Here is a 22,004-nt window from a genome sequence, read left to right as displayed (position 1 = left end):
CATGATTAAAGGAAAGCCTAATATTTCATAAAAGATTATGAGTAACCCTCAGAATTCGTTAGCACAAACCGATCATATAAAATAGTTAGTGAGTTCATGTCATTTGACTAAATTTAGTGATCAACCAATCAGATTAACTATGCGTCAACTTTTAACCCTTATTATTATTACATTTTCTTCGCAGCTTCTTGCTCAAGATTATTTCTATAAAAAATTCGAGCCGTTTGATCCTGCTATACCAAGCCCGGAGCAGTTTTTAGGATATCCTATTGGTGAGCACCATACCAGGCACGACCGTATTGTTGCCTATCTGCAAAAGCTGGCCGATGTTTCTGACAAGGCCAGTATTATCACTTATGGTATGACGCACGAGTACCGCCCGTTGGTCATATTGAATATTTCATCACCAGAAAACCTTAACAACCTATCGAAACATCAGGCCGATCATATGGCTTTGGTTGACCCTAATAATGCTAAAACGGCAAGTGAGGACATGCCGATTTTCATTAATCTGGGATACAATGTACATGGCAACGAACCATCAAGTTCTGAAGCAGCATTATTGACTGCATATACTTTAGTGGCTTCACAAAGTGCTGCGGTTAAAGAATATTTGAATAAGTCGGTAGTTTTTATTGACCCAACCATAAACCCTGATGGCCGTGACCGACATACTCATTGGGCCAATATGTATAAGGGCAGCCCAAAAGTGAAGGACCCTGAAGATTCAGAACATAATGAAGCATGGCCAAGAGGTAGAACCAATCACTACTGGTTTGATTTGAACAGAGATTGGTTATTGGCCATCAACCCAGAAAGCAGGGGCAAGTTGAAGTGGTTCCATCAGTGGTATCCTAATGTAGTGACTGACTTCCATGAAATGGGTACAAATAGCACCTATTTTTTCGAGCCCATGAAGCCTATTGCTTCTAAAGACCCTATAATGCCAAAGGAGAACTACACCAAACTGAATGATCTTTTCGCTAAATATTTTGAAGAGGATCTGAATAAAATCGGGTCGCTTTATTTTACAAAAGAGGCCTTTGATGGTACTTATCCTGGTTATGGTTCTTCTTATCCTGATTTGCAAGGTGGACTTGCCTTACTCTTTGAGCAGGCAAGTAGCAGAGGTCATGTTCAGGAAACGCCAATGGGAGACATCACTTTCGCCTTCACTATCAGGAATCAATATACCTCAAGTATGGCCACGGTGAGAGCCGCTGTTGAGAATAAAGGTATGTTGATGAATTACCAAAAGGACTTTTTTAAATCAGCCATTTCCAACGCCAATAAAAGTAGTGTGAAAGGTTATGTTTTTGGTGATCCTTATGATGAGAATAGAACGAGAGCATTTATTGATAAGCTATTGTTGCACAAGGTAAAAGTACACAAGCTTTCAGCCGATGTTACCAGAAATGGAAAAGTATTTAAAACCGATTACAGCTATGTTGTACCAGCCGCCCAGCCACAATACAGAATGGTGCAGACCATGTTTGAGACTTACAGTCAATATTCTGATAGTGTTTATTATGATGCTTCTGCCTGGTCGGTGGCCAATTTTTACAACATGCCTTATGCGCCTTTAACTGGCAGCCTGAGCCTGGGTTCTGAAGTGACTGCTGAAAAAAATGTTAAGGAAGTCGCTGCTGTTGAGAGCTCTAATTATGCTTACCTTTTGTCGTGGGAAGATTATAACGCACCTGCAGCCTTGTACTATCTGCAGGACCATGACGTGCGAGCAACGTCAGCCTTCAAGCCATTTTCTATTAATGTAGGTAGCAGTGCCAAAAGCTTTAATTATGGTACGATAATGATACCTGTATCAAAACAGAAGATCAGCAAAGATTCATTGAATATATTGCTAAAAACTGTTACCGATAAGTACAAGGTTGACATCTATCCTGTCTCTACCGGATATTCTTCCAGTGGTATTGACTTGGGTAGCAGCAATTTTGAGACTGTACAAAAACCTAAAGCAGTGATGTTGGTGGAGGGAAGCGTTTCTTCTTATGAAGCAGGGGAGGTTTGGCATTTGCTGGATACCCGTGTGGATATGCCAATTACAAAAGTGCCGATGAGAAATTTTGGCGGCCTTGATCTTAATGATTACAATACTTTGGTAATGGTGAGTGGTAGGTATAATGACCTGGACTCTGCTGATAAGGCCAAAATAACTTCATGGGTGAGCAGCGGAAATACCTTGATTACCATAAGAACAGCCACATCATGGGCCATTAACAGCAAGCTGGTAAAAGAGAAGTTGGTGGATAAAGAGAAGGATAAGAAGGAAGAAGACAAGGCACCTGTTAAGTCAAAACCGTATGTGGATGCAGGGCCAAATATTGGTAAGCAGGAAGTAGGAGGGGCTATTTTTGAAGTTTCTCTTGATCTCACACATCCATTGGCCTTTGGTTATAGAAATAACAAGATGCCAGTTTATAGAAATAGTGATGTATGGTTAGCCCCAAGTGCCAGTGCCTATGGTACGGTAGCCAGATACACGGCCAACCCACATATTGATGGGTTTATAACCCCGAAAAACCTGAATGAGAACCTGAAAGGATCGGCTTCATTGATAGTAAGTGCAGTAGGCCGTGGGCGTGTGGTCATGTTTGCCGATAACCCGAATTTCCGAGGCTCATGGTATGGCACTAACCGACTGTTTTTGAATGCACTGTTTTTAGGAAATCATATATCGGTGCCTAAGGAGTAAGAAATAACAACCTTCTCAGAGTTACTATTATGAGGCTCTGAGAAGGTTATGCTTTCCTTATTTGACTACCGTAGCTTCAAGCTCTACAGCTAGTGTTTCAAAAAGACCTTTAACTTCAAGTACGGTTGTGGCTTGCTTCATTCCGTGACTATTTGTCCAATTCTGAAATACATCAAAGCAGTATAGAAGCTGCTCAGTAGAGGTAGTGTAAATATTGAGCCTCACAATATTCTCGCATTTATATCCAGCCTCTTTTATTACTGTTTCAAGATTGGTAATTGCCTCAATAAGTTGTGTTCTCATATCTGCAGTACTTGACAGTCCTTCTAGGCTTATCGCAGTTTGGCCTGAAATATATAATGTGCTATTAGCCTGACTTACTTCTACAGCCTGCACATAATTTCGTTCGTCCTGCCATTTCCATGGGTTGATTATTCGCTTTTCCATTTATTCAATGATTTAAATTAATTGATATGACAAAGCTCAATGAAGGATTAAAGAATGTCCTGTGACATTTGTCACGATTTGTAAGATCTAGTCAAATATCCTGCTCAAAGTCTCTCTGGAAACACCGAGGTAGGATGCGAGCTGTGTTTTGGATACACTTTGAAGAAGCTCTGGGTTTTGATTTATTAGTTGCTCATATCGTTCTTTTGCGTTAGTCGTGAGAAGGGATAAAATACGCTGCTGAGCACCTATAAAACCCATGTTGGATTTTTTAAGAAGGAACCGCTCAAGTTTGGGTACGCTATCACACAATTTCCAGTAGTTGTCAAGAGTAATGCAGTAAACTGAAGTGTCTTCAAGACAAGTTAAAGACATGGAAGCTTTAGTTTCCATAAAGAAAGCTTGAAAGTCACTCTCCCACCAGTCTTCCATGGCAAAGGAAACAATATGTTCATTGACATCTTTATCAGTGAATACTAATTTTAGTAGCCCCGAAACAATGTAATAACTATGCTCTACCTTTTGTCCTGCTTCAAAAAGCACTTCCTTCTTTTTGAAATGATTAAGTTCAAAAAGAGATAGTACATGATCAAATTCCTGATCAGTTAGTGAAATTGTTTTTTCTATATGGGCTCTTAATTGACTTTCCACCAAATGAAGTTAGCCAAGAAGATTGTTTTGGATTTAATTATAGACAGAAAACTTTGCAGTCTGATATTACAAGCGGACACTTGTGCTAGTTAAGAAGTGCAATTCATTTATAACCTTCGTTAGAAAACGTTTTAGTTGTCAGTTACTAAAGCAAATTGTTCTATGTTATTTTCGATATAATCAGTTAAAGCTTTGAATAGAGTTCTTTTGAATTCTTTGTCATAATAATATTCTTCGATAGCCTCAGCACTAGGTAGTTCTTTGTATCCCTCGTTAAAAGCTTCCCATCGCTCATTCCAGTCAGAATCTTGTTCATTGAATTTGGTTCGGAACTCAGATATTTTGTCAGTTTTACCAACAAGTTCTTCCAAAGTCGCTTTATAATCTTTTTCCAGTCTATCAATATTAAGTTCATGCCATACTTCCAATACTGAAACAGCATGTTCAGGACGGTTAGAGAAAAACTGATAAACACCTCCATTGTCCGTATCTCCATTAAATGCTAAGAATGACCAAAACAGTTTTTGACCTCTTGTCAGATTTTGCCAAAGTTCGTTACTGTTTTTAGCTCCACTATTTTCAACCATGGGATCAAATAGCGTATACATGTGTTCCCAAAGTCGGTTATCATATTCATCAAAGTCATTCCAAACGTATTTTACTTTAAGGCTATCTAGCCATTCCTGCTTGATTTTAATAGAATATATTAAGGTGCACTGATTACCATCGTCTAAGCTGAAAACTGTCATATTGGATTTAGAATTTGCAGATTCATTTCTGCTATCAACTGGATTGCCGCAGAAAACAAGAATCGTTATTGTAATAATTATTTTGCTATGTTTAATGGTTGCCATATCCGTTTATGAATGCTGGTCAATTATCTAAAATATAAACTTCCCCCCAAAATCTACCTATCATACAACTTCTTTCCAGCCAACAGTTTATCCATCATTGTTACTATTCTTTCGGCTCTTTTGTCTTCTGTTTTGGCGTAATATACCCAGTCAATATAGGCCTTTTGCTCGCTTTCATTCAGCGTTTCAAAGAAGGTTTTTACCTGCTTCGGTTCATTATCAAAACAGGCATAAATTTCCTCAGGTATGGTCAATGGGGTATTGTCGACTTTAGCAATAATATGTACCATATCACCTGCCTGCTTTTTAATTTTTTTTCTAATTTCAGCTTTTACCGGCAGGAACAGTTGACCGTTACCAAAAGGCATCAATTTGTATTTCACTAAAGGATAACCATCAATGCTACCATTAATCGTTACCCATCCAAAAGGAATCTTGCCGCTACTCGGTATTTCAGGAATTAGGGCATAAGTCCAGCCGCCCTTGCCGGGAAATTTTTCGAGTTGGTATTCTTTATCAATGCGGTTCACTTCTTGCTCTTTTGGGCTTTGGGATTAAATGTAAGGGCAAGATCTATCCAGTATTCAAGGTCTTCGTCCATGTCAAAACCTTCCGGTTTCACAAAGACAAAGCCTTTCATTGGCCTGCCGGTGAAATCCATCGGTTTGCATCCGGTTTTGGTAAAAGCCTCTTCCATCGCTTCTTCACCAATACGTGCCATCAGCCAGTCTTCATTGGTTTTCTTATCGATATGAATGCCTATACACATTTTTTCATCTACCATAAACAAATATCCGCCCATCATTTTCTTTCCAAAATAGAGAGCTTTTCTTTCTGAGAGGATACGTTCTATGCGCTCTTTTAAATACTCGTTGTAAGCCATGACCTATTGTTCTATACCTTTTCTCACTGAGTCCAAGATTGTGCGATGTTGTATTACATATTCCTGCAACGAGTCTAGCGCTGCCCTGTCAAGTATTTCCCCATCTTGCACCACAGCATAAATATCTTGAGTAGCTGCTATGTCTTCCAAAGGATTGCTGCTTAAAATGACAAGGTCAGCAACTTTGTTTTCTGAAATTGTCCCCGTTTCTTTTTCCTTTTCCATAAACATTGCTCCGTTAATGGTTGCTGTTTTTAATATTTCAGATGGTGTCATTCCAGCTTTTTGAAATAGGGTAAGTTCTTCATGCAGTGACAGGGCAGGATAAACAAAGGTGTTTAGAGCCGCTGCATCACTACCAGCAAGTAATAATACACCTGCTTTTTGTAAGTGCGGAAGTTGTGCTGCTATCTGTTGGTAACGTTCTTTCCTTTTAAATTTATCTTCTTCTGTATCATTGGCCATTCGGTCGATGCGCCACTGATATTTACTCTTAAATCTTGAAGTGAGGTATTTTAAATAATCATCGTCCTGATGATCATCTTCATCCAGATAAGCAAGTTGCTTTCCTCCAATTAGTGTTGGAGTTACTGCAACACCAGCTTTTTCCAGCTTCTTATAATTCTCTATGGCTTTTTCCTGATCAAAATTCTCTAAATAATAATCATTGGCCTCTGCTTTGGTCAGCTCATCGTTATTTATTTGTTCAACAATAGTACTTTCATCCGAACCCAGTCTCAGCATATAACTAGCATGCTCTATGCTTGAAAATCCCTCATCAACCAACTGTTGAATAGTAGCATCATAAGGCACATGACCGGAGACTTTAAATCCTTTCGCTCCGGCTCTTTTTATACTTTCTATAAATAAATCTGCTTTGAGCGTGTTTTCAGTAATCTTTACAAAATCAACCTGTTTAGATTCCAACCAATTGAGCATTTGGTCAAGCTCTTCCACATTCGCTATCTCCAAATCACCTTTCCAAATCGAATTGATACCTTCTAGTTTGCGTCCTGCAGTAAATATTCTAGGTCCGTTCATTTGACCATTATTGATTTTATCTCTCCAAGCCAAAACAGTATCACCCAAGTCACTGGCAGCATCTCTAACAGTAGTTATGCCATAGGATAAATAGATGTTGAGCAAATCTTTGTTATCAGGCACCAAATCTTCACCTTCTATGTGCACGTGCATGTCCCATAGGCCGGGAATAACATACTTTCCATTAAAATCTTGTTGTTGGTTTTCAGGAATTTGCTGCTTGAGGTTCTCAAGAGTGCCTATTTTTTGAATCAATCCGCTATCTATGAGAATGGCATTGTCCTTCATAAGAGCCCCTTGCTCGACATCTACTATCTGAACATTATAAAGCAGCCTTGCTTCGTTGGAATAAATACTTTTGGGCTGGTTAGTACAGCCAATAGATGCTCCAATGATAAGTATGAGGCAACTATTAAATAGGCTTGTTAGGGTAAATTTCATGGCAGTAATTCTGTTGATGCTCCCATGAAATTAGTTGATTCATAATTCAAAAAATAACCGTTTAGAAGAAAGATAGCTACGATTAGAGAATTCTCTGATTTAATAAAAATGAGGTATCCCTTTAATTTAAAAGGACACCTCATTAAAATCAGCAATTATCAACCTGTTATCTCCGGATAATAACCTTCATTAACGGCTCCTACCGCCAAAGTAACCCAGGTGAGTAGAACGGCCAGAAGAATCTTGAAGATGTAATGGATATTTAATCCTGACCATTTTCTTATCAATGTATCTATTGGAGGAAGGAAAACCATAGCAGCTATGATCAATGCTATTCCGAATTCAAAGTCATTTCCTCTGAACACATTGAGCATTCCGTGGGCAAATATATACATGCCAAATAGGGTGCTAACTACGCTTTCGAATTTTATCGTTGAGCTCATAATATTAATTTTTAAATGGTTATTTATTCAGTTTCGATATTTAATTTATACCAATTAATATTTCTTGTGAAGTACATGGTGGCCGCCAAAATGACTGTCAGGCCGATGCTACCCATTAACAATGCATAATCCGCCAGTTGTAAGGTAACGAACAGGAAGCCATAAATTCCGGATAAGGTAGTGACTAACAGTAGCGTTAGTTTTTTGGCTTTAAATACACTCATTGAGTAAAGTGTAATCATACTCACAATACCAGCGGCTGATAAGCCATAGGCGAAATTGAAGTTGGAGTGCTCTGAGATGGAGACCAATAGTATGTAGAAAAGGCATAATGCTAAACCTACCAATGCATATTGGAAGGGGTGAATCTTTTTGCCATTGAGCACTTCCACCAGAAAGAAGATCAGGAAAGTTAGTGCAATAGTCATGACAGCGTACTTTGCTGATCGCGTGGATTTTTGATAATCGTCCATGGGCATCAAAAAATTGACACCAAACATTGAAGATTCCAAACTCGGTTTTACTTCTCCCTGAGTCCATGATTGAGGGAAATTTCTATTAAGGTTTAGCACTTTCCAGTCAGCCGTAAAACCTGTTTCTGTTACCTCTCTGTTGTCTGGCAAGAAGCTACCATCAAAGCTTGGGGTATCCCAGTTGGATTTAAGCTTTACATTGGTGGTGGTGCCCAATGGAATAAATGACATATTTTGACTGCCCTGAAGTTTTAAGGTGTAATCAAAAGGGATGTCAGTGTTAAGATATTCTTCAATATTCGGTACATTGATGGTCATACCGGCATACACCACATCTGAAATTTTGGAGCCCGGCTTTACGGTCTGAGCTTCCTTATTCCAGTTGAAGTTGATATGGTCTTTAATACCTCTCAAGTCTTTAATACCGATAGTTATAAAAGCCTGATCATATTTTATCTGCTTCAGATTTGTTTGATCAATATTTTTCTCAAAATTGAATTTACCTGATAGGGTGAGGTCGGATTTATAAACGGCAATTTCATAAATCCCTCTTTTGAGCTTTTCAGGGGTTACATCACCTTTGATATTCAGCTCTTCTGGCAGTATATACCAATTGACCTGAGTTTGATAGGTAGCGTTTTTATCTTTATCCAGGTATTCATAAACCAAAGGAATAGTTAAAATAGGCCCGGTGATAATCTGACTGCCGCCCCATTTGCCGCTGACTTCATTCATAGCTTCTACGCTTAGACTTTCCCGTTCGTAAATAACACTTGTTATCATAGAAGTGGGGATCAGTAGTAGCAACATCAGTATAGTGATGGTAGCCAGTTTTAACATAATTGAGTGCTTCACCCAACTGTTAACTTTTTCGAATGTGGTGTTTTGTTCTTCCATTTTATTATCTGTTTAAAAGTACTTTGAAATACAAAGTAATCAGGTAAAAAAATTATTTTAGTAGTTGTTCAATTGCTTTAATGTGTTTGACAAATGCATCTTTTCCTTCATTGGTTGCTGCGTATTTCGTATTCGGTTTTCGGTCTAAAAATTCTTTTTTAAATATGATGTATTTACTATTTTCCAATGATTTTAAGTGACTGGCCAAATTACCATCGGTCACATCCAATAGTTCCTTTAAGGTGTTAAAATCCAGATAGTCATTCACCACCAGGGCAGACATAATACCCAGCCGAACTTTGTTTTCAAACGCTTTATTTAAATCCTTCAGTATCTCCTTCACGACTCATACCTTCTGTGCATCACTAAACCGTAGATGATGTGCAATACACCAAATCCAATACCCCAGAATATTAGTCCGTAGCCAATAAAATATGTAGCAAACAGACCCAGTGCTATCTCCAACAGTCCCAGGCTTCTGATTTCATCCAATGTATATTTACTTGCATTAACCAGTGCCAATCCATAAAAAATGAGGGTTAGTGGCGCAACAATGCCAATGTAGCCTTTAGATAGAAGTATCAGGCACAAAATGCCTCCAGTGGCCAAGGGTATAAAAAGGTTGATTAACAGTCTTTTAGTCTGATGATCCCAAAGTTTTTCGTTTGTTTTCTTAGCCCTTCGCGAGGTAAAAAAGACTCCCGCACTTATGGATAATATTAATGTAGCAATGGCTATTGTTAACAGGCTTGTGATCGTTTCGTTAGTTAAAACAGCCACTCTGTAGCCCAAATAATTTTGATCAGCGTAGACAGTGTCATAGGCCAGATAGGCCCCTGCCAGTGCAAACACACCTGCAAATACTCCCGCGAGGCCACTTAGCGATATGAGCCTTGATGATCGGCTCATGATTGACTTGATTTCCTTTAAGTCATCAATATATTTTTGTTGGTCCATAGAAAGTACTTTGAATTACAAAGTAAATATAAAGAAATGAATTTAACTTCATAATACTTCTAATAAATTTTATTTGATATCTATCTGAATAATTTCTGTTAGCCCGTAAGAACTAATAGTGATTTCTGATTCATGTGGTTCTCTTATCACCATTAATTCACTTTGGTTAAGTTGATGTTTGTTATCATCAATCTTGATTGTAGCCATTCCTTTATTTAAATAAAAGAATGTAAACTGTTTACTAGCGCTAAGCTTTAAGCCTTTTGATCCTTCAAAAGTAATGGGAGTAAGAGTACCTGAAGTTTCGCCTTTTGTCATCAGATTGAAATCAGTGCAGGTTCCTAGACATTTTGTAGTCCAGTCACCCAAAAACTGATCACTTTCAAATTTCTTCAAATTCTTTTCGTGATGGCTTTCATGTGTTAGTGTTATTTCTCCATCCAGTACCATGAGCGTGCGATTGACACTTGGCAATTTTGTGAATATCGATTCTTCAATTTCAACAGACGCAATGCTTAATCGGAAGTCGTAATTATTGGCTTTGAATTCCTTCTGCGTTGGGTAGATATATAATTGGGTGGTTGTTCCGCCAGACCACACTGTCTTTTTATAGTCTGATGGAGTAATAGTTTTAATATCCATGAAGATTGATTGAGTCGCTTTCCAACAATTCTATGGATATTTTCATCTTCTTCATAATAACCTGAAAATGATCCTCTTCATCTTCTGTTATCAGAGAAATAGCCTCCCCAGGGTTTTCTGCCCGGCCTGTTCTTCCTATTCTATGGATAAAGTCCTTTGGTGATCTTGGCAATTCATAATTGATCACATAGGGCAAAAATTCAATATCAATTCCTCTTGAAAGCAAGTCTGTTGTAACAAGCACAGGCAGTTTACCACTCTTAAAATTTTTAAGGCCCTCTATTCTGGCAAACTGACTTTTCTTACCGTGGATGGCCTTGGCGTAAATCCCATTCTTATTAAGCTTTTCGGCTACACTATCAGCTTTATGAATGGAGGAGGTAAACACCATAACTTGCTTAAGCTCCAGATGCTTAATTAAGTATCTCAACAACGGCCCCTTTCTTTCTTCGGTTACTTTGTAAGCTGATTGCTTGATAAGATCAACAGTGGCTTCCTTTTCTTCAATCTTGATAGTGATTGGATTGTTAAGTATCAGCCGATCCATCGACTTTATGTCATTACTTAGGGTAGCAGAGAAAAGTAGGTTTTGCCTTCTCTTTGGCAGAAGAGCAAGTATTTCATCCAACTCCTTTTTGAAACCCATGTTGAGCATTTTATCGGCTTCATCCAACACAAGAGTTTTAACATCATCAAGATGTACTGCATTTTTTTCTGCCAGCTCAATTAACCTTCCTGGTGTTGCTATCAGAATTTGGGTTCCCATCATTTTCTTCATCTGAGGGTTAATAGAAGCACCTCCAAAAACAGCCATCACTTTTGGTGGATGATTTAGATAAGGACTGAATTGTAAGAAAACCTCTAGCACCTGATTGGCCAACTCTCTGGTTGGCACTAATACAAGACTTGCAACAAATCTATTTCTTGTGGTTTTTCTATCGGCTTCTTTAGCTAATATTGGAAGAACATAACTGGCGGTCTTTCCAGAACCTGTCTTTGCAATTACCAGTACATCATTACCTTCAATTATGGCTGGAATTGCTTTTTCCTGAATAGGATATGGCTTTTTATAATGATCTTTTTCAACGCCTGTAGAAAGAGAGGTTGGCAGCTTAAGAGAGGTAAAAGACATGTGGATTTAATTTATTGTGCGAAATTAACCTTTAAATCAGGACAATGGGCGAATCTGTAAAAGATATATGTTTCAAATTAACATTTGCCTAACTACTTTTAGCAAATGGACAGAAAATTTAAGTTCAAGGCCTGGAATAAAGAAACCCAACTCATGATGCGCCTCAATCAGATTGACTGCGAAAAGGGAGTGCTTTTCAAGAAGGACCATATCCTCTTGCAGTTTACAGGGCATTATGATAAAAATAAAACAGAAGTTTATGAGGCTGACATTCTCCTTTTTGGTACTGAGAAGAGAATGATTGTTTGGGACGAATTGCGTTACGGCTGGGCGATGATTGGGGAGGAAGGTAAAAAATCTTCAGTTTTTAGTAAATATGAATTGGAAAAAGGCGTTAAACTTTGCAGTTATTATGAGTCACCAACTACTTTTAAAAAGTAGGAGGTGACCTTTGGCTTAATTTTTGGATATAGTATTAACTTTTACAAAGTTCTAAAAAAGAAAAGGTTATGAAAGTATCAGTTAGCATAGAAAGCAGCATGATTACGACAGGAGAAGCGAGTATTGTTGGCCACCTTTGTGAGGGTATTTTACAAGACATAGAGCCTCTAAAGTGTAGTAGTTGTACCGCAGAAAGTGAAGTTATACTTCATGTAAATACTTCTAAATTTTCTGCTTTGAGAACTGAAATTAAGGCGTGCTGCCCTGAATTTCATACTGCGATTGAAAGGGCTATGCTAGTAGAAGCTTAGCCCATTTTTTCGCTGATATATGCAACAGCCTGAGTCATGGTCTGTAGCTTTTCAGCATCTTCATCAGGGATACGAATATTGAAAGTTTGTTCGAACTCCATCACCAATTCAGCATAATCCAAAGAATCTATTCCCAGATCTTTGACAAAATTGGCATCAGGAGTAACTTCTGTTTCAGCAATGCCTAATTTATCAACTAATATTTTGGTGATTTTTTCGTTTATGTCCATTGGAGTCCTTTTTGGCTTTAGCAATCCGTAAATCTATGAAATAAATTAAAATCGCAAAAAGAACTCTGTTCCTTCATCTACTTTAGATTTTACCCCGAGCATTCCCTGGTGCTGCCTCATAATTTGACGCGATAAACTCAACCCAATACCCGAACCACTCTTTTTAGTTGTGAAAAACGGAATAAAAATCTTCTGAAGTGCTTCATCATCAATGCCATTGCCATTATCTTTTACCGATATAATAGGCCTGCTTTTTTCATCAAAATAGGCCTTGACTTCTACCAGCTTGTTAGTTTGCTCATCAAATGCCTGTGTGGCATTTTTTATTAAATTAATCAACACTTGCTCTATAAGTTCTTTATCGGCATTTATGGTCATTGAAGGAGGATCTACATTTATCGATGCCTTCACACCATTAGATTCAATTTCTTTCTTCAACAACATGAGCATTTCAACCAACAACGGTTTTACACCAATCTCGGCAATTTTTGGTTTTGGTATATGTGTCAGATTTCTGAAGTCCTGAACAAACCTGATCAAGCCTTGGCTACGTTTTTTGATGGTTTGCACTGCCAGGTGCAAGTCTTCAATGTCTTCATTGCTTATAGCATTTATTTCCTGATCGTTACTCAGCTGATGTTTCAATTCATCTTCTACGGTATTTGCCAATGAGCTGATTGGGGTTACAGAGTTCATAATCTCATGCGTCAAAACCCGCACAAGGTTTTGCCATGCTTCCATCTCTTTTTCTTCAAGCTCATTCTGAATATTTTGAACAGAGATAAGCTTATACATCTTGCCTCGCAAAGTAAGCTCAATCGCATAAATGGCCAGTTGAACAATGTCACCTCCAATTTCCATCCTAATAAGGTCACGCCCACCTGTTCTCAATCTAATAATGATGTCAACCAGGTTTTCATTCAGTGTTTTAAGGTCACTGATGTTTTCAAGTTGACTTACCTTGAGCAGCTTTTTAGCCGCAGTATTAATAATTTGAATCTTGCCCTTCTTATCAAAGGTGATAAGGCCAATACCTATATGTTGAACGATATTTTTAAGGTATTGATAATCGGCCTCTTTCTCCTTTCTGGCTTCATGAAGGTTATTAAGCACATTATTCAATGCTGCATTTAGCCTATTTAGTTCGGGGTTGTCAAAATCGGTTTTGTATCTGTGAGTAATGTCATCATTTTCGATAGACTCCAGAAATTCCAGAATATCTTCATTGCCACGCTGGACATACTTGATCAATGAAATTACCTGTAGGCCCAGCAAGATGATAAGTATAAGCTCAGTAACAATATACCCATTTGAGGCTATCAGAAAAGCCAGGGAAAAGATAGTTACCAATAAAGCACCTACCCTAAAAAGTACTGCTGTTTTTACATTACTAAAGTCCATGCTTTTCTAGCCTGCGGTATAGGGAAGCACGTGTAAGGCCTAACTCCTTAGCTGCTTTAGATATATTGCCATCATGAATATTAATAGCTCTTTTGATCACATTTCTTTCTACATCATCCAGATTTAGGTTGTCAGTAATTACGTCATCACTTGAGTTTTGACCTCCTTTGAGAAAGAAAAAGTCATTGACTTCAAGCGTCTGGTTGTCACTCATAATCACGGCTCTTTCTATGGCATGCTGCAGCTCACGAATATTGCCTGGCCAATGGTATTTTTGAAGGCTGGTAATGGCCTCTGGCGAAATTCTCATGATTTCCTTCCTGTATTTTTTGGTATAACTAGTCAGAAAATGGTTCGCCAGCAAGGGAATGTCTTCAATGCGGTCTCGTAAAGCAGGGATTTTTATCTCTACTGTATTAATTCTGTATAGTAAATCTTGCCTGAAGGTACTTTCATTGACCATATCATGCACGTTCATATTAGTAGCACATATAAGGCGAATGTCAATGGGTATTGAAGTATTAGAGCCAATTCTTGTTACCTCCCTGTTTTGAAGCACTGTTAATAATTTCGACTGCAATGGCATGCTTAGGTTCCCAATCTCATCTAGAAATAGGGTTCCACCATTGGCGAGCTCAAACCTACCTGCCCGATCGTCTTTGGCATCTGTGAAAGATCCTTTTTTGTGACCGAATAGTTCGCTTTCAAACAATGTCTGGGTGATAGCACCCATATCCACACCTATAAAGCTTTGGTCTTTACGCAAAGATCTTTGATGGATGGCTCGTGCCACTAACTCTTTACCGGTTCCATTCTCTCCTAATATGAGCACGTTGGCATCTGTTTTTGCTACTTTTTCTATTAAGCTAAATACTTCTTTGATAGAAGAACTGGAGCCAATTATATCCTTGAAAGGCTGGTTAAGGTCCGCTTCTAATTGTTCCTTGGCCTTCTTAAGCTTGTCAACTTCTTTATAAGAGTGTTTTAGTTTTATGGCAGTTGATACGGTAGCCAGCAGCTTTTCATTCTGCCAAGGCTTAAGTACAAAATCGGTAGCGCCTTCCTTAAGCGCCTTTACCGCCATTTCAACATCTCCGAAAGCCGTTATTAATATCACAACTGCATCTGGGTCATGCTCTAGTATTTGGCTTAGCCAATAATAACCTTCTTTACCACTGGTGATATCTTTACTGAAATTCATGTCCAGTAAAATCACATCATAAGTGTCATTATTAAGAAGAAAAGGGATTTTCTTCGGGTTCTTTTCAATAATTACCTGATGGGCATGCTTTTTTAAAAGCAGCTTGGCTGCCAATAGCACATCCTCATCATCATCGATCATTAGGATCTTGCCGATTTCTTTCTCCACAAGTTATTTGTTTAGGTTACTCATCTTATGCTAAAAATAATGCCAAATCGCTCAGGTTATGGAAACACTGTTTTTGACATAAGACATGTACTAAAATGCACAATATTGTTCGTAATCGAACACTATTTATGGATTTAGTTAAACATTATTGCAAGTTCTGCTATCAGTATATTAACTTTAGCAAAAAACCACCAAATTATATGAAAAACATACTATTAAGCATCGCTTTGTTAGGTTGCACCACTGGCCTTTATGCCCAATGTAATCCTTATTACAATTTTAAGGAAGGAGCCAGTTGGGAGATTACCAATTACTCCGCAAAAGATAAGGTCACTGGAAGGCAGGTGAATATGATTAAATCAATGGATGACCTGGGCAATGGATGGAAGGCAGAAATGAATATGAAAAGCTATGATAAGAAAGATGAGTTAATCTTAGATAAAGATATAGAGGCAAGCTGCGAAGATGGAGTAATTAAGCTTGATATGGACAGGTTCTTCCCTGAGGAAACTATGCAGGCTTTTAAAGATATGGATATGACTATTGAAACTGAGAATTTGGAAATACCCTCAGACCTTAGTGTAGGAATGTCTTTAAATGATGCCTCTCTAAAAATGAGTGGTAGCATACCTTTTAAAATGGAAGTTAATATTGTGAACAGGAAAGTTGAGGGTAAAGAATCCATTACAACTCCTGCCGGAACGTTTGAGTGCTATAAGATTACTTATACCATCAACACCAAATCAATTATGTCTATGGAAACTAGCGGTGCCGACTGGATTGCAAAAGAAATAGGAATGGTAAAATCTGAGAATTATAATAAAAATGGTAAGCTACAAGGCTATAGTCTTTTAACCAAAAAGGACTAACAATGCCTGATGCTGATATGATTCATGCCAAACATTACATACCGAGAAGGGGTTAATTAATGTTTTAACAATGAATAATTTAAGCATTTGAAGAAATGTGCACTTTTTATGATAAAAGCTTACATCTGAAAAACCTTTTTTAGAAAATTGTGTTATATTAGCAGTGTTGTTATTGGGATAACTTGAGAACTTATCCTATTTATTTTGAGTTTTTGACCTTGGAAGTGCTCTTGACCGGAGCACTTCTTTTTTTGTCCACATCTTAATTAAACTCAAAAAATTGAACTTCCTGTTTTGGTAGTAAATAATTCCAAAGCCTTCATTCCCACCAGCGAATTACCCTTTTCATTTAATCCCGGGCTCCAAACTACAATGCTGTAATCTCCAGGCATTATAGCGGCTATGCCACCACCAACACCACTTTTGCCGGGAAGGCCTACCTGAAATGCAAATTCACCCGCTTCATCATAAAAACCACAGGTAAGCATGATTGCAGCTATTCTTTTAAATTGGCTTTTGGAGATATATTGATGTGTATCTACCACACCTTTTCCATGATTGGCAAAAACCCTGAAAGCTTTGGCTAGCTGGCAACAGGACATTTCAATACTGCAGCAGTAGCAGTACAGTTCTAAAACATCGTCAATGTCGTTTTCAATATTGCCGAAGGACTTCATAAGGTTGACCATGGCTGCATTTTTAAAGCCGGTACGCATTTCTGAGATAGCCACACTCTCATTATAAAAAATATTATCGTCCCCAGCCAGAGACCTTATAAAACTGATCATTTCTTCTTTGGGGTTATCAAAATGACTTAGCATCATATCGGTTATAACCAAAGCGCCAGAGTTGATAAAGGGATTTCTTGGAATGCCGTTTTCATGTTCTAGTTGAACCAATGAATTGAAGGGATCGCCTGACGGCTCAACATCTACTCGTTTATACACGCGCTTACCAATTTTTGAAATCATCAAAGCCAGCATAAACACCTTGGAAATACTTTGAATGGAAAAGGCTTCCTGGGCATCCCCAATTTCATAAGAATCCCCATCAAGGGTAAGTAAGTAAATGGCAAACTTTTCTTTATTTACTTTGGCAAGTTCGGGAATATAATCAGCAACTTTTCCCTTACCTATAAGGTGTGATACCTCTTCATTTATTTCTGCTAAAATTTTGTGATAATCCATTGTGCCAAGTTACAAAAAAGCCCTCACCGAGATCGGCAAGGGCTTAGATTCATTTTGACACTGACTGTTTAATTATCCAGGGGCTCATATTCCTTGAAAGGAGAGAGGTCGGCTTTTTCCAATTCTTCCCTCAGGGGCTTCCATTGTGTTTCAAAGAAAGCATCTACTTTTTTGATGGCCTCATCTAGCTTTAAGTTAGCCTGTTGCAACAATCTATTTTCAGTATCACCTGGCTCATAAAGGGCACTTCCTGCATAGTATGAAGCAGCTCTAATCCTATCTTGAATTGAAGGTTGTTTCTCGCCAATAATGCCCTGCTTTCCAGAATTATCTTTGCCAACGAAAGGTTCAAACAAAGAGTTAATCGAATCAATGGCAGCTTTACTCTTATCTATTAGCTCTTTGAATCCTTCTTCATCTTTTTCTTTCATTCGCTTAGTAAAATCTTCTAGTATTTCTTTTGATTCGGCAAGTCTGGCCGTTGCTTTTCCTGCTTTTTCAGAACTGGCTTCAATTTTCTTATCAAAATCATATTGAGCTTTAAGAACGGCCATTGTCATGTTAACCCTTGGATCATACTTTACAGTAATCATAGTGGAATCAACTTTGTCACCAAAAGCCATTTTAAGCTTATACTGACCTGGAAGCACCGTTGACCCAGACCGTTCAGGAGCATTTTTTTCAGGCACCCGTCTTGATGGGCCGTTAACTCCTTTTTCATCCAATCTCCAATACATTCTATGCACACCACTTTCCTTTGGAACTTCAGATTTTAAAGTCCTGATGAGTTCATTTTTAGAATTATAAATGGTCAGGATTACAGAATCATATTTTACCTCATCTTTTTTCACATCCTCAGTCTTAACCTCTACAGATGTATTTTTCTTACCCTTTTTGCCTTTACCTTCTTCTGGTTTGGCATCTTCTTTCTTCTTTTCGGGCTTATTAACCAAATAGGTAATCATCGCCCCACGGTTTCTATTCTCACCATTAAATATGGCGTCTGCACCAAACCTTGTTCCTGAAGGCTGCTGATTCAAAGTGATATAAGCATCCGGAGTATCATAAAGGTCTAAGGTATTTTTTACTGAATTAGTACCTTGTTTGGCTATAGCTCTTAATGGCCTTATGTCATCCAAAACATAGGCAGCTCTTCCATAAGTACCAATTACAAGGTCATGCTCCCTTGGATGAATGGCCATATCCATAGTTGGTACACTGGAGTAGCCTTCTTCCCACTTGTTCCAATTAGCACCTCCATCGAAGCTTACATACAAACCTCCTTCAGACCCCAAAAACATTAATTTGGGCTCTAATGGATCCTGAATAAATGATAAGGTATAATTCCATACCTGACTTTCTGAAACCATATTTGTCCAGGTATTTCCAAAGTCTGTAGTGTGGAATAAGTAAGGCTGATAATCAAAGTTTCTGTAATTATTTACAATCACGAAAGCTTCACCGGCATTGTAGGTAGAGGCTGTAATTTGAGCTACCCAACCTGCTTTAGGCATTCCTGGTATTTTAGAAGTAACATTAGTCCAAGACTTACCTCCGTCTCTTGTTATTTGTACATAACCATCATCTGTTCCTACCCAGATAATATCTTTTTGGACAGGGCTAGGGGCAATGGCCAAAATGGTGGTGTTGTTCTCGGCACCTGTAGCATCCATAGTCAAACCACCACTTTCATATTGCTTTTGTTTTTCAGGGTCATTGGTTGTCAAATCTGGCGAAATAACTTCCCATGTTTTTCCTTTGTTGGTACTCTTATGCACAAACTGGCTTCCATAATAAACTGTTGAGTTATTAAACGGATCCTGCGCTATGGCAGCATTCCAGTTAAATCTCAATCTCATGTCAGGATCAGGATGTGTTGGTTGTGCAAAACGGTTGTGACCAGTTTCCTTATCGTATACTGAGAGCGAGCCTTCTTGAGACATGGTATAGCCATATCTCGAATTGTCAGGATCAGGAACAACATCAAAACCATCTCCAAAAGAGATCTCTTGCCAGTACGAATTTCTTATTCCCTGAGACTTCCAGACATAGGCAGGACCAGCCCATGAGCCATTATCCTGCATACCACCATAAACATTATATGGATAGTCCATATCTACATTGATGTGGTAGAATTGAGCTAAAGGAAGGTTCTCAACAAAACGCCATGAAACACCTCTGTCTCTCGATATGTTAAGACCACCGTCATTACCTTCAATAATGAAATTAGGGTCTTTCGGATTTATATAAAATGAGTGATGATCAGGATGAATGCCCTTGTTCGTGCCATAGGCATCCATTAATTGTGAGAAATTCTTGCCGCCATCATTACTTACATTCACATAGGTAAAAATGGTATACAGCCTATTGTCATTTACAGGGTCAACATATATTTCAGAGTAGTAAAATGGACGGTTACCAATTTCATTGCCCTTGTTTGACATAAGAGACCAGGTGTACCCGCCATCATCAGAACGGTACAAGCCATTTTTGTTTGATTCTACAAGAGCATATACTCTATTTGGATTACTTGGCGCAACTGCTACACCTATTCTTCCTAAGTCACCTTTAGGAAAGCCATCGTCTTCAGTAAGCTTTTTCCAATTCTCGCCACCATCAACAGTAACGTACAATCCTGATCCAGGTCCGCCAGAAGTGAAAGTCCATGGTTTTCTGCGGTGCTCCCACATGGCAGCAAAAAGCTTGTTTGGGTTTGTTGGATCCATTACCAGATCTGCAGCACCTGTTTTATTGTCAACAAAAAGCACTTTTGTCCAGGTCTCACCACCATCAGTAGTCTTAAAAACACCTCTTTCTGGATGCTCACCCCAAGGAGAACCGATAGCCCCGACATAAACCGTATTTGGATTCAATGGATCGATTACAATTCTATGAATATGACGGGTCTTTTCAAGCCCCATAAGCTTCCATGACTTTCCGCCATCATAGCTTTTATAAATACCAAATCCACCATTTAGGCTATTTCTTGGGTTTCCTTCTCCAGTACCTGCCCAAACTACATCAGGGTTATTTTGCTGAATAGCCACCGCGCCAATTGACATTACCTTTTCCTTATCAAATACAGGGTTAAAACTGATGCCGCCATTAATTGATTTCCATAATCCACCTGAGGCTGTTCCAACATAAATGATGTCTTTATTATCGTCTACTGCATCAATGGCAGTAACGCGGCCACTCATTCCTGCAGGGCCAATGCTTCGTGGTGTCATGCCCTTGAAAACAGACATATCAACCTTCTGGGCTTTTAGTGTGAAGCAAAAAAACATTAACATGCCTAGTAGCATGCCAGACTTGGTATAATTATTCATAATGATGTTTAGGTTTAATAGTTGAATAAAGATGGCATCAAATATTTAGTGAAGCAACCAATGTTACTGGCGATTATTGTATTTTTCCACTAGCGGTAGAAATTATAGAAAAGCAACTTCTTTAAAGGCAAAATACCTAAGTCCGGATGAGGTTTCAATTTCTAAACGACCGTCTTTGTCTATCCCTGTAATCTTGCCGTTAAAGATTTCATCTGCCTTAAAAAGTCGGTCTTCACAGAAACCAAGCATTTGATTTAAATATTCAATTTTAAGTGCGGCAGCATCACCTTTTTTAAGTTGTATATACCTTGATTCTAAGCAACTCCCTAGTTGGTCAAGTGAATCTTGTAGTGTCAGTTCTTTTGAGGTAGCAAGTTTTAATGAAGTGGCTCTAGGGTGCGAAAAATCCTCTTGATTAATATTAAGGCCAATACCTACTACACTCGTTTCTATATTGCTGGCTTTCAGGTTATTTTGTATTAGAATTCCTGCTATTTTCTGTTCATGATAGTAGATATCATTAGGCCATTTCACTAGGAAGCCGTTTTTATATTGGTTTAAGAAATCCAGAATACCCAATGATATGGACATATTAAGCTGAAACTGCTCATTAGCTGCTAGAAATTGAGGTCTCAGAATCATTGAAAAAGTCAGGTTTTTCTCCGGCTGCGCTTCCCATGAATTACCACGCTGACCTTTTCCGGCAGTTTGGTTGTTAGTAATGATAATAGTGCCTTCTGGCAGTTTTTCATCTTTTAGCATCTGGCTCGCTACTTCATTTGTTGAATGACAAGATGGCAGGAAAACGAGCTTTTTGCCTACAAATAATGTTTTGGCAAGAATTTTATACAAGTATTTTCGTAATTTTGATAAGTCTAACCAAAGATAGTGAATGGATGTAAATAAGGATTTCACTCCTTCCGAAAAGTTAAGTGAAGCGGTGGTAAAGGGGATGCAGGAAAAAAAAGCTTCTGATATTGTTGTTATGGATTTGAGGAAAGTGAAAAATGCTGTGGCAGACTATTTTGTCATATGCTCAGGATCTTCAGATACTCAAATTGATGCCATAGCAGAATCAATCGATGAAGTTGTATTTAAATCGCTCAAACAAAATCCTTGGCATCAAGAAGGTAAGACTAACAAAGAATGGCTGCTTATCGATTATGTTGATGTAGTGGCGCATGTCTTCAAGAAGGACAAAAGAGAATTTTATTCATTAGAAAATTTATGGGGTGATGCTACCATTGTGTCAGTTGAAGCCTAAACTAAATGTTATTAGAAACGTTGTACGTT

At 38.3% G+C, this 22,004-nt stretch carries 23 protein-coding genes; 5 read left to right on the top strand and 18 right to left on the bottom strand.

The window, feature by feature from the left end:
- The first annotated feature begins 139 nt into the window (after window positions 1–139).
- A complete protein-coding gene (locus RIB54_RS17440; RefSeq protein ID WP_350102086.1) occupies window positions 140–2,713 on the top strand; it encodes a M14 family zinc carboxypeptidase in 2,574 nt (857 codons plus the stop codon).
- A 57-nt stretch (window positions 2,714–2,770) separates the two neighbouring features.
- On the opposite strand, the gene RIB54_RS17435 is transcribed toward RIB54_RS17440, so the two are convergent.
- The 12 genes from RIB54_RS17435 to RIB54_RS17380 form a co-directional block, all read right to left on the bottom strand.
- Entirely contained in the window at window positions 2,771–3,160 is a 390-nt protein-coding gene (locus tag RIB54_RS17435; protein ID WP_350102085.1) for a RidA family protein, read from the bottom strand.
- A gap of 87 nt (window positions 3,161–3,247) precedes the next feature.
- Window positions 3,248–3,811 (bottom strand): Crp/Fnr family transcriptional regulator, encoded by a 564-nt coding sequence (locus RIB54_RS17430; protein ID WP_350102084.1) that lies wholly within the window; start codon window positions 3,809–3,811, stop codon window positions 3,248–3,250.
- A 131-nt stretch (window positions 3,812–3,942) separates the two neighbouring features.
- Window positions 3,943–4,665 carry a DMP19 family protein gene (locus RIB54_RS17425; RefSeq protein WP_350102083.1) on the bottom strand — a complete coding sequence of 241 codons (723 nt, stop codon included), beginning with the start codon at window positions 4,663–4,665 and terminating at the stop codon, window positions 3,943–3,945.
- Between the two features lie 53 nt (window positions 4,666–4,718).
- Window positions 4,719–5,195, bottom strand: a complete 477-nt coding sequence (locus tag RIB54_RS17420; protein WP_350102082.1) for a DUF1905 domain-containing protein — start codon at window positions 5,193–5,195, stop codon at window positions 4,719–4,721.
- A complete protein-coding gene (locus tag RIB54_RS17415) occupies window positions 5,192–5,548 on the bottom strand; it encodes a TfoX/Sxy family protein (RefSeq protein WP_350064876.1) in 357 nt (118 codons plus the stop codon). The genes RIB54_RS17420 and RIB54_RS17415 overlap by 4 nt, the downstream gene beginning before the upstream one ends.
- Before the next feature lie 3 nt (window positions 5,549–5,551).
- Window positions 5,552–7,030, bottom strand: coding sequence for an amidohydrolase family protein (locus tag RIB54_RS17410; RefSeq protein WP_350102081.1), 1,479 nt, complete (start codon window positions 7,028–7,030; stop codon window positions 5,552–5,554).
- Between the two features lie 158 nt (window positions 7,031–7,188).
- A complete protein-coding gene (locus tag RIB54_RS17405; RefSeq protein ID WP_350102080.1) occupies window positions 7,189–7,473 on the bottom strand; it encodes a hypothetical protein in 285 nt (94 codons plus the stop codon).
- Window positions 7,474–7,496: 23 nt separating this feature from the next.
- Entirely contained in the window at window positions 7,497–8,843 is a 1,347-nt protein-coding gene (creD, locus tag RIB54_RS17400) for a cell envelope integrity protein CreD (protein WP_350102079.1), read from the bottom strand.
- A 52-nt stretch (window positions 8,844–8,895) separates the two neighbouring features.
- Window positions 8,896–9,186, bottom strand: a complete 291-nt coding sequence (locus RIB54_RS17395; RefSeq protein WP_350102078.1) for a winged helix-turn-helix domain-containing protein — start codon at window positions 9,184–9,186, stop codon at window positions 8,896–8,898.
- Window positions 9,183–9,800: a hypothetical protein gene (locus tag RIB54_RS17390; RefSeq protein ID WP_350102077.1), complete on the bottom strand. Its 618-nt coding sequence runs from the start codon at window positions 9,798–9,800 to the stop codon at window positions 9,183–9,185. The genes RIB54_RS17395 and RIB54_RS17390 overlap by 4 nt, the downstream gene beginning before the upstream one ends.
- A 69-nt stretch (window positions 9,801–9,869) precedes the next feature.
- A complete protein-coding gene (locus RIB54_RS17385) occupies window positions 9,870–10,442 on the bottom strand; it encodes a HutD/Ves family protein (protein WP_350102076.1) in 573 nt (190 codons plus the stop codon).
- A complete protein-coding gene (locus RIB54_RS17380; RefSeq protein ID WP_350102075.1) occupies window positions 10,432–11,574 on the bottom strand; it encodes a DEAD/DEAH box helicase in 1,143 nt (380 codons plus the stop codon). Before RIB54_RS17380 ends, RIB54_RS17385 begins: the two co-directional genes overlap by 11 nt.
- A 105-nt stretch (window positions 11,575–11,679) precedes the next feature.
- On the opposite strand from RIB54_RS17380, the gene RIB54_RS17375 reads away from it, so the two are divergent.
- Window positions 11,680–12,015: a YopX family protein gene (locus tag RIB54_RS17375; protein ID WP_350102074.1), complete on the top strand. Its 336-nt coding sequence runs from the start codon at window positions 11,680–11,682 to the stop codon at window positions 12,013–12,015.
- A 68-nt stretch (window positions 12,016–12,083) separates the two neighbouring features.
- Entirely contained in the window at window positions 12,084–12,326 is a 243-nt protein-coding gene (locus tag RIB54_RS17370; protein ID WP_350102073.1) for a hypothetical protein, read from the top strand.
- Here the strand turns inward: RIB54_RS17370 and RIB54_RS17365 are convergent.
- From RIB54_RS17365 to RIB54_RS17355, 3 genes are read right to left on the bottom strand one after another with little or no spacing between them, the layout of a single operon-like run.
- Window positions 12,323–12,556, bottom strand: coding sequence for an acyl carrier protein (locus tag RIB54_RS17365; RefSeq protein WP_350064896.1), 234 nt, complete (start codon window positions 12,554–12,556; stop codon window positions 12,323–12,325). The genes RIB54_RS17370 and RIB54_RS17365 overlap by 4 nt on opposite strands.
- Before the next feature lie 45 nt (window positions 12,557–12,601).
- Window positions 12,602–13,957 carry a sensor histidine kinase gene (locus RIB54_RS17360; RefSeq protein ID WP_350102072.1) on the bottom strand — a complete coding sequence of 452 codons (1,356 nt, stop codon included), beginning with the start codon at window positions 13,955–13,957 and terminating at the stop codon, window positions 12,602–12,604.
- Window positions 13,947–15,299, bottom strand: coding sequence for a sigma-54-dependent transcriptional regulator (locus RIB54_RS17355; protein ID WP_350102138.1), 1,353 nt, complete (start codon window positions 15,297–15,299; stop codon window positions 13,947–13,949). The genes RIB54_RS17360 and RIB54_RS17355 overlap by 11 nt, the downstream gene beginning before the upstream one ends.
- A gap of 227 nt (window positions 15,300–15,526) precedes the next feature.
- Between RIB54_RS17355 and RIB54_RS17350 the strand changes: the two genes are divergently transcribed.
- Window positions 15,527–16,195, top strand: coding sequence for a TapB family protein (locus RIB54_RS17350; protein ID WP_350102071.1), 669 nt, complete (start codon window positions 15,527–15,529; stop codon window positions 16,193–16,195).
- A 272-nt stretch (window positions 16,196–16,467) separates the two neighbouring features.
- Here RIB54_RS17350 and RIB54_RS17345 read toward each other — a convergent pair whose 3' ends face one another.
- The 3 genes from RIB54_RS17345 to RIB54_RS17335 form a co-directional block, all read right to left on the bottom strand.
- Complete coding sequence (locus RIB54_RS17345; RefSeq protein WP_350102070.1) at window positions 16,468–17,382, bottom strand: glutaminase; 915 nt, start codon at window positions 17,380–17,382, stop codon at window positions 16,468–16,470.
- Between the two features lie 68 nt (window positions 17,383–17,450).
- Window positions 17,451–20,711 (bottom strand): VPS10 domain-containing protein, encoded by a 3,261-nt coding sequence (locus RIB54_RS17340; RefSeq protein ID WP_350102069.1) that lies wholly within the window; start codon window positions 20,709–20,711, stop codon window positions 17,451–17,453.
- A gap of 102 nt (window positions 20,712–20,813) precedes the next feature.
- A complete protein-coding gene (locus RIB54_RS17335) occupies window positions 20,814–21,563 on the bottom strand; it encodes a biotin--[acetyl-CoA-carboxylase] ligase (protein WP_350102068.1) in 750 nt (249 codons plus the stop codon).
- A gap of 40 nt (window positions 21,564–21,603) precedes the next feature.
- On the opposite strand from RIB54_RS17335, the gene rsfS reads away from it, so the two are divergent.
- Window positions 21,604–21,975 (top strand): ribosome silencing factor, encoded by a 372-nt coding sequence (rsfS, locus tag RIB54_RS17330; RefSeq protein WP_350066396.1) that lies wholly within the window; start codon window positions 21,604–21,606, stop codon window positions 21,973–21,975.
- Window positions 21,976–22,004: the final 29 nt, after the last annotated feature.

Source organism: Fulvivirga sp. (genome assembly GCF_040218215.1).
Classification (GTDB): Bacteria; Bacteroidota; Bacteroidia; order Cytophagales; family Cyclobacteriaceae; genus Fulvivirga.
Note: the sequence above shows the minus strand (reverse complement) of the source record. Positions and strands in the feature narration are given on the sequence as shown.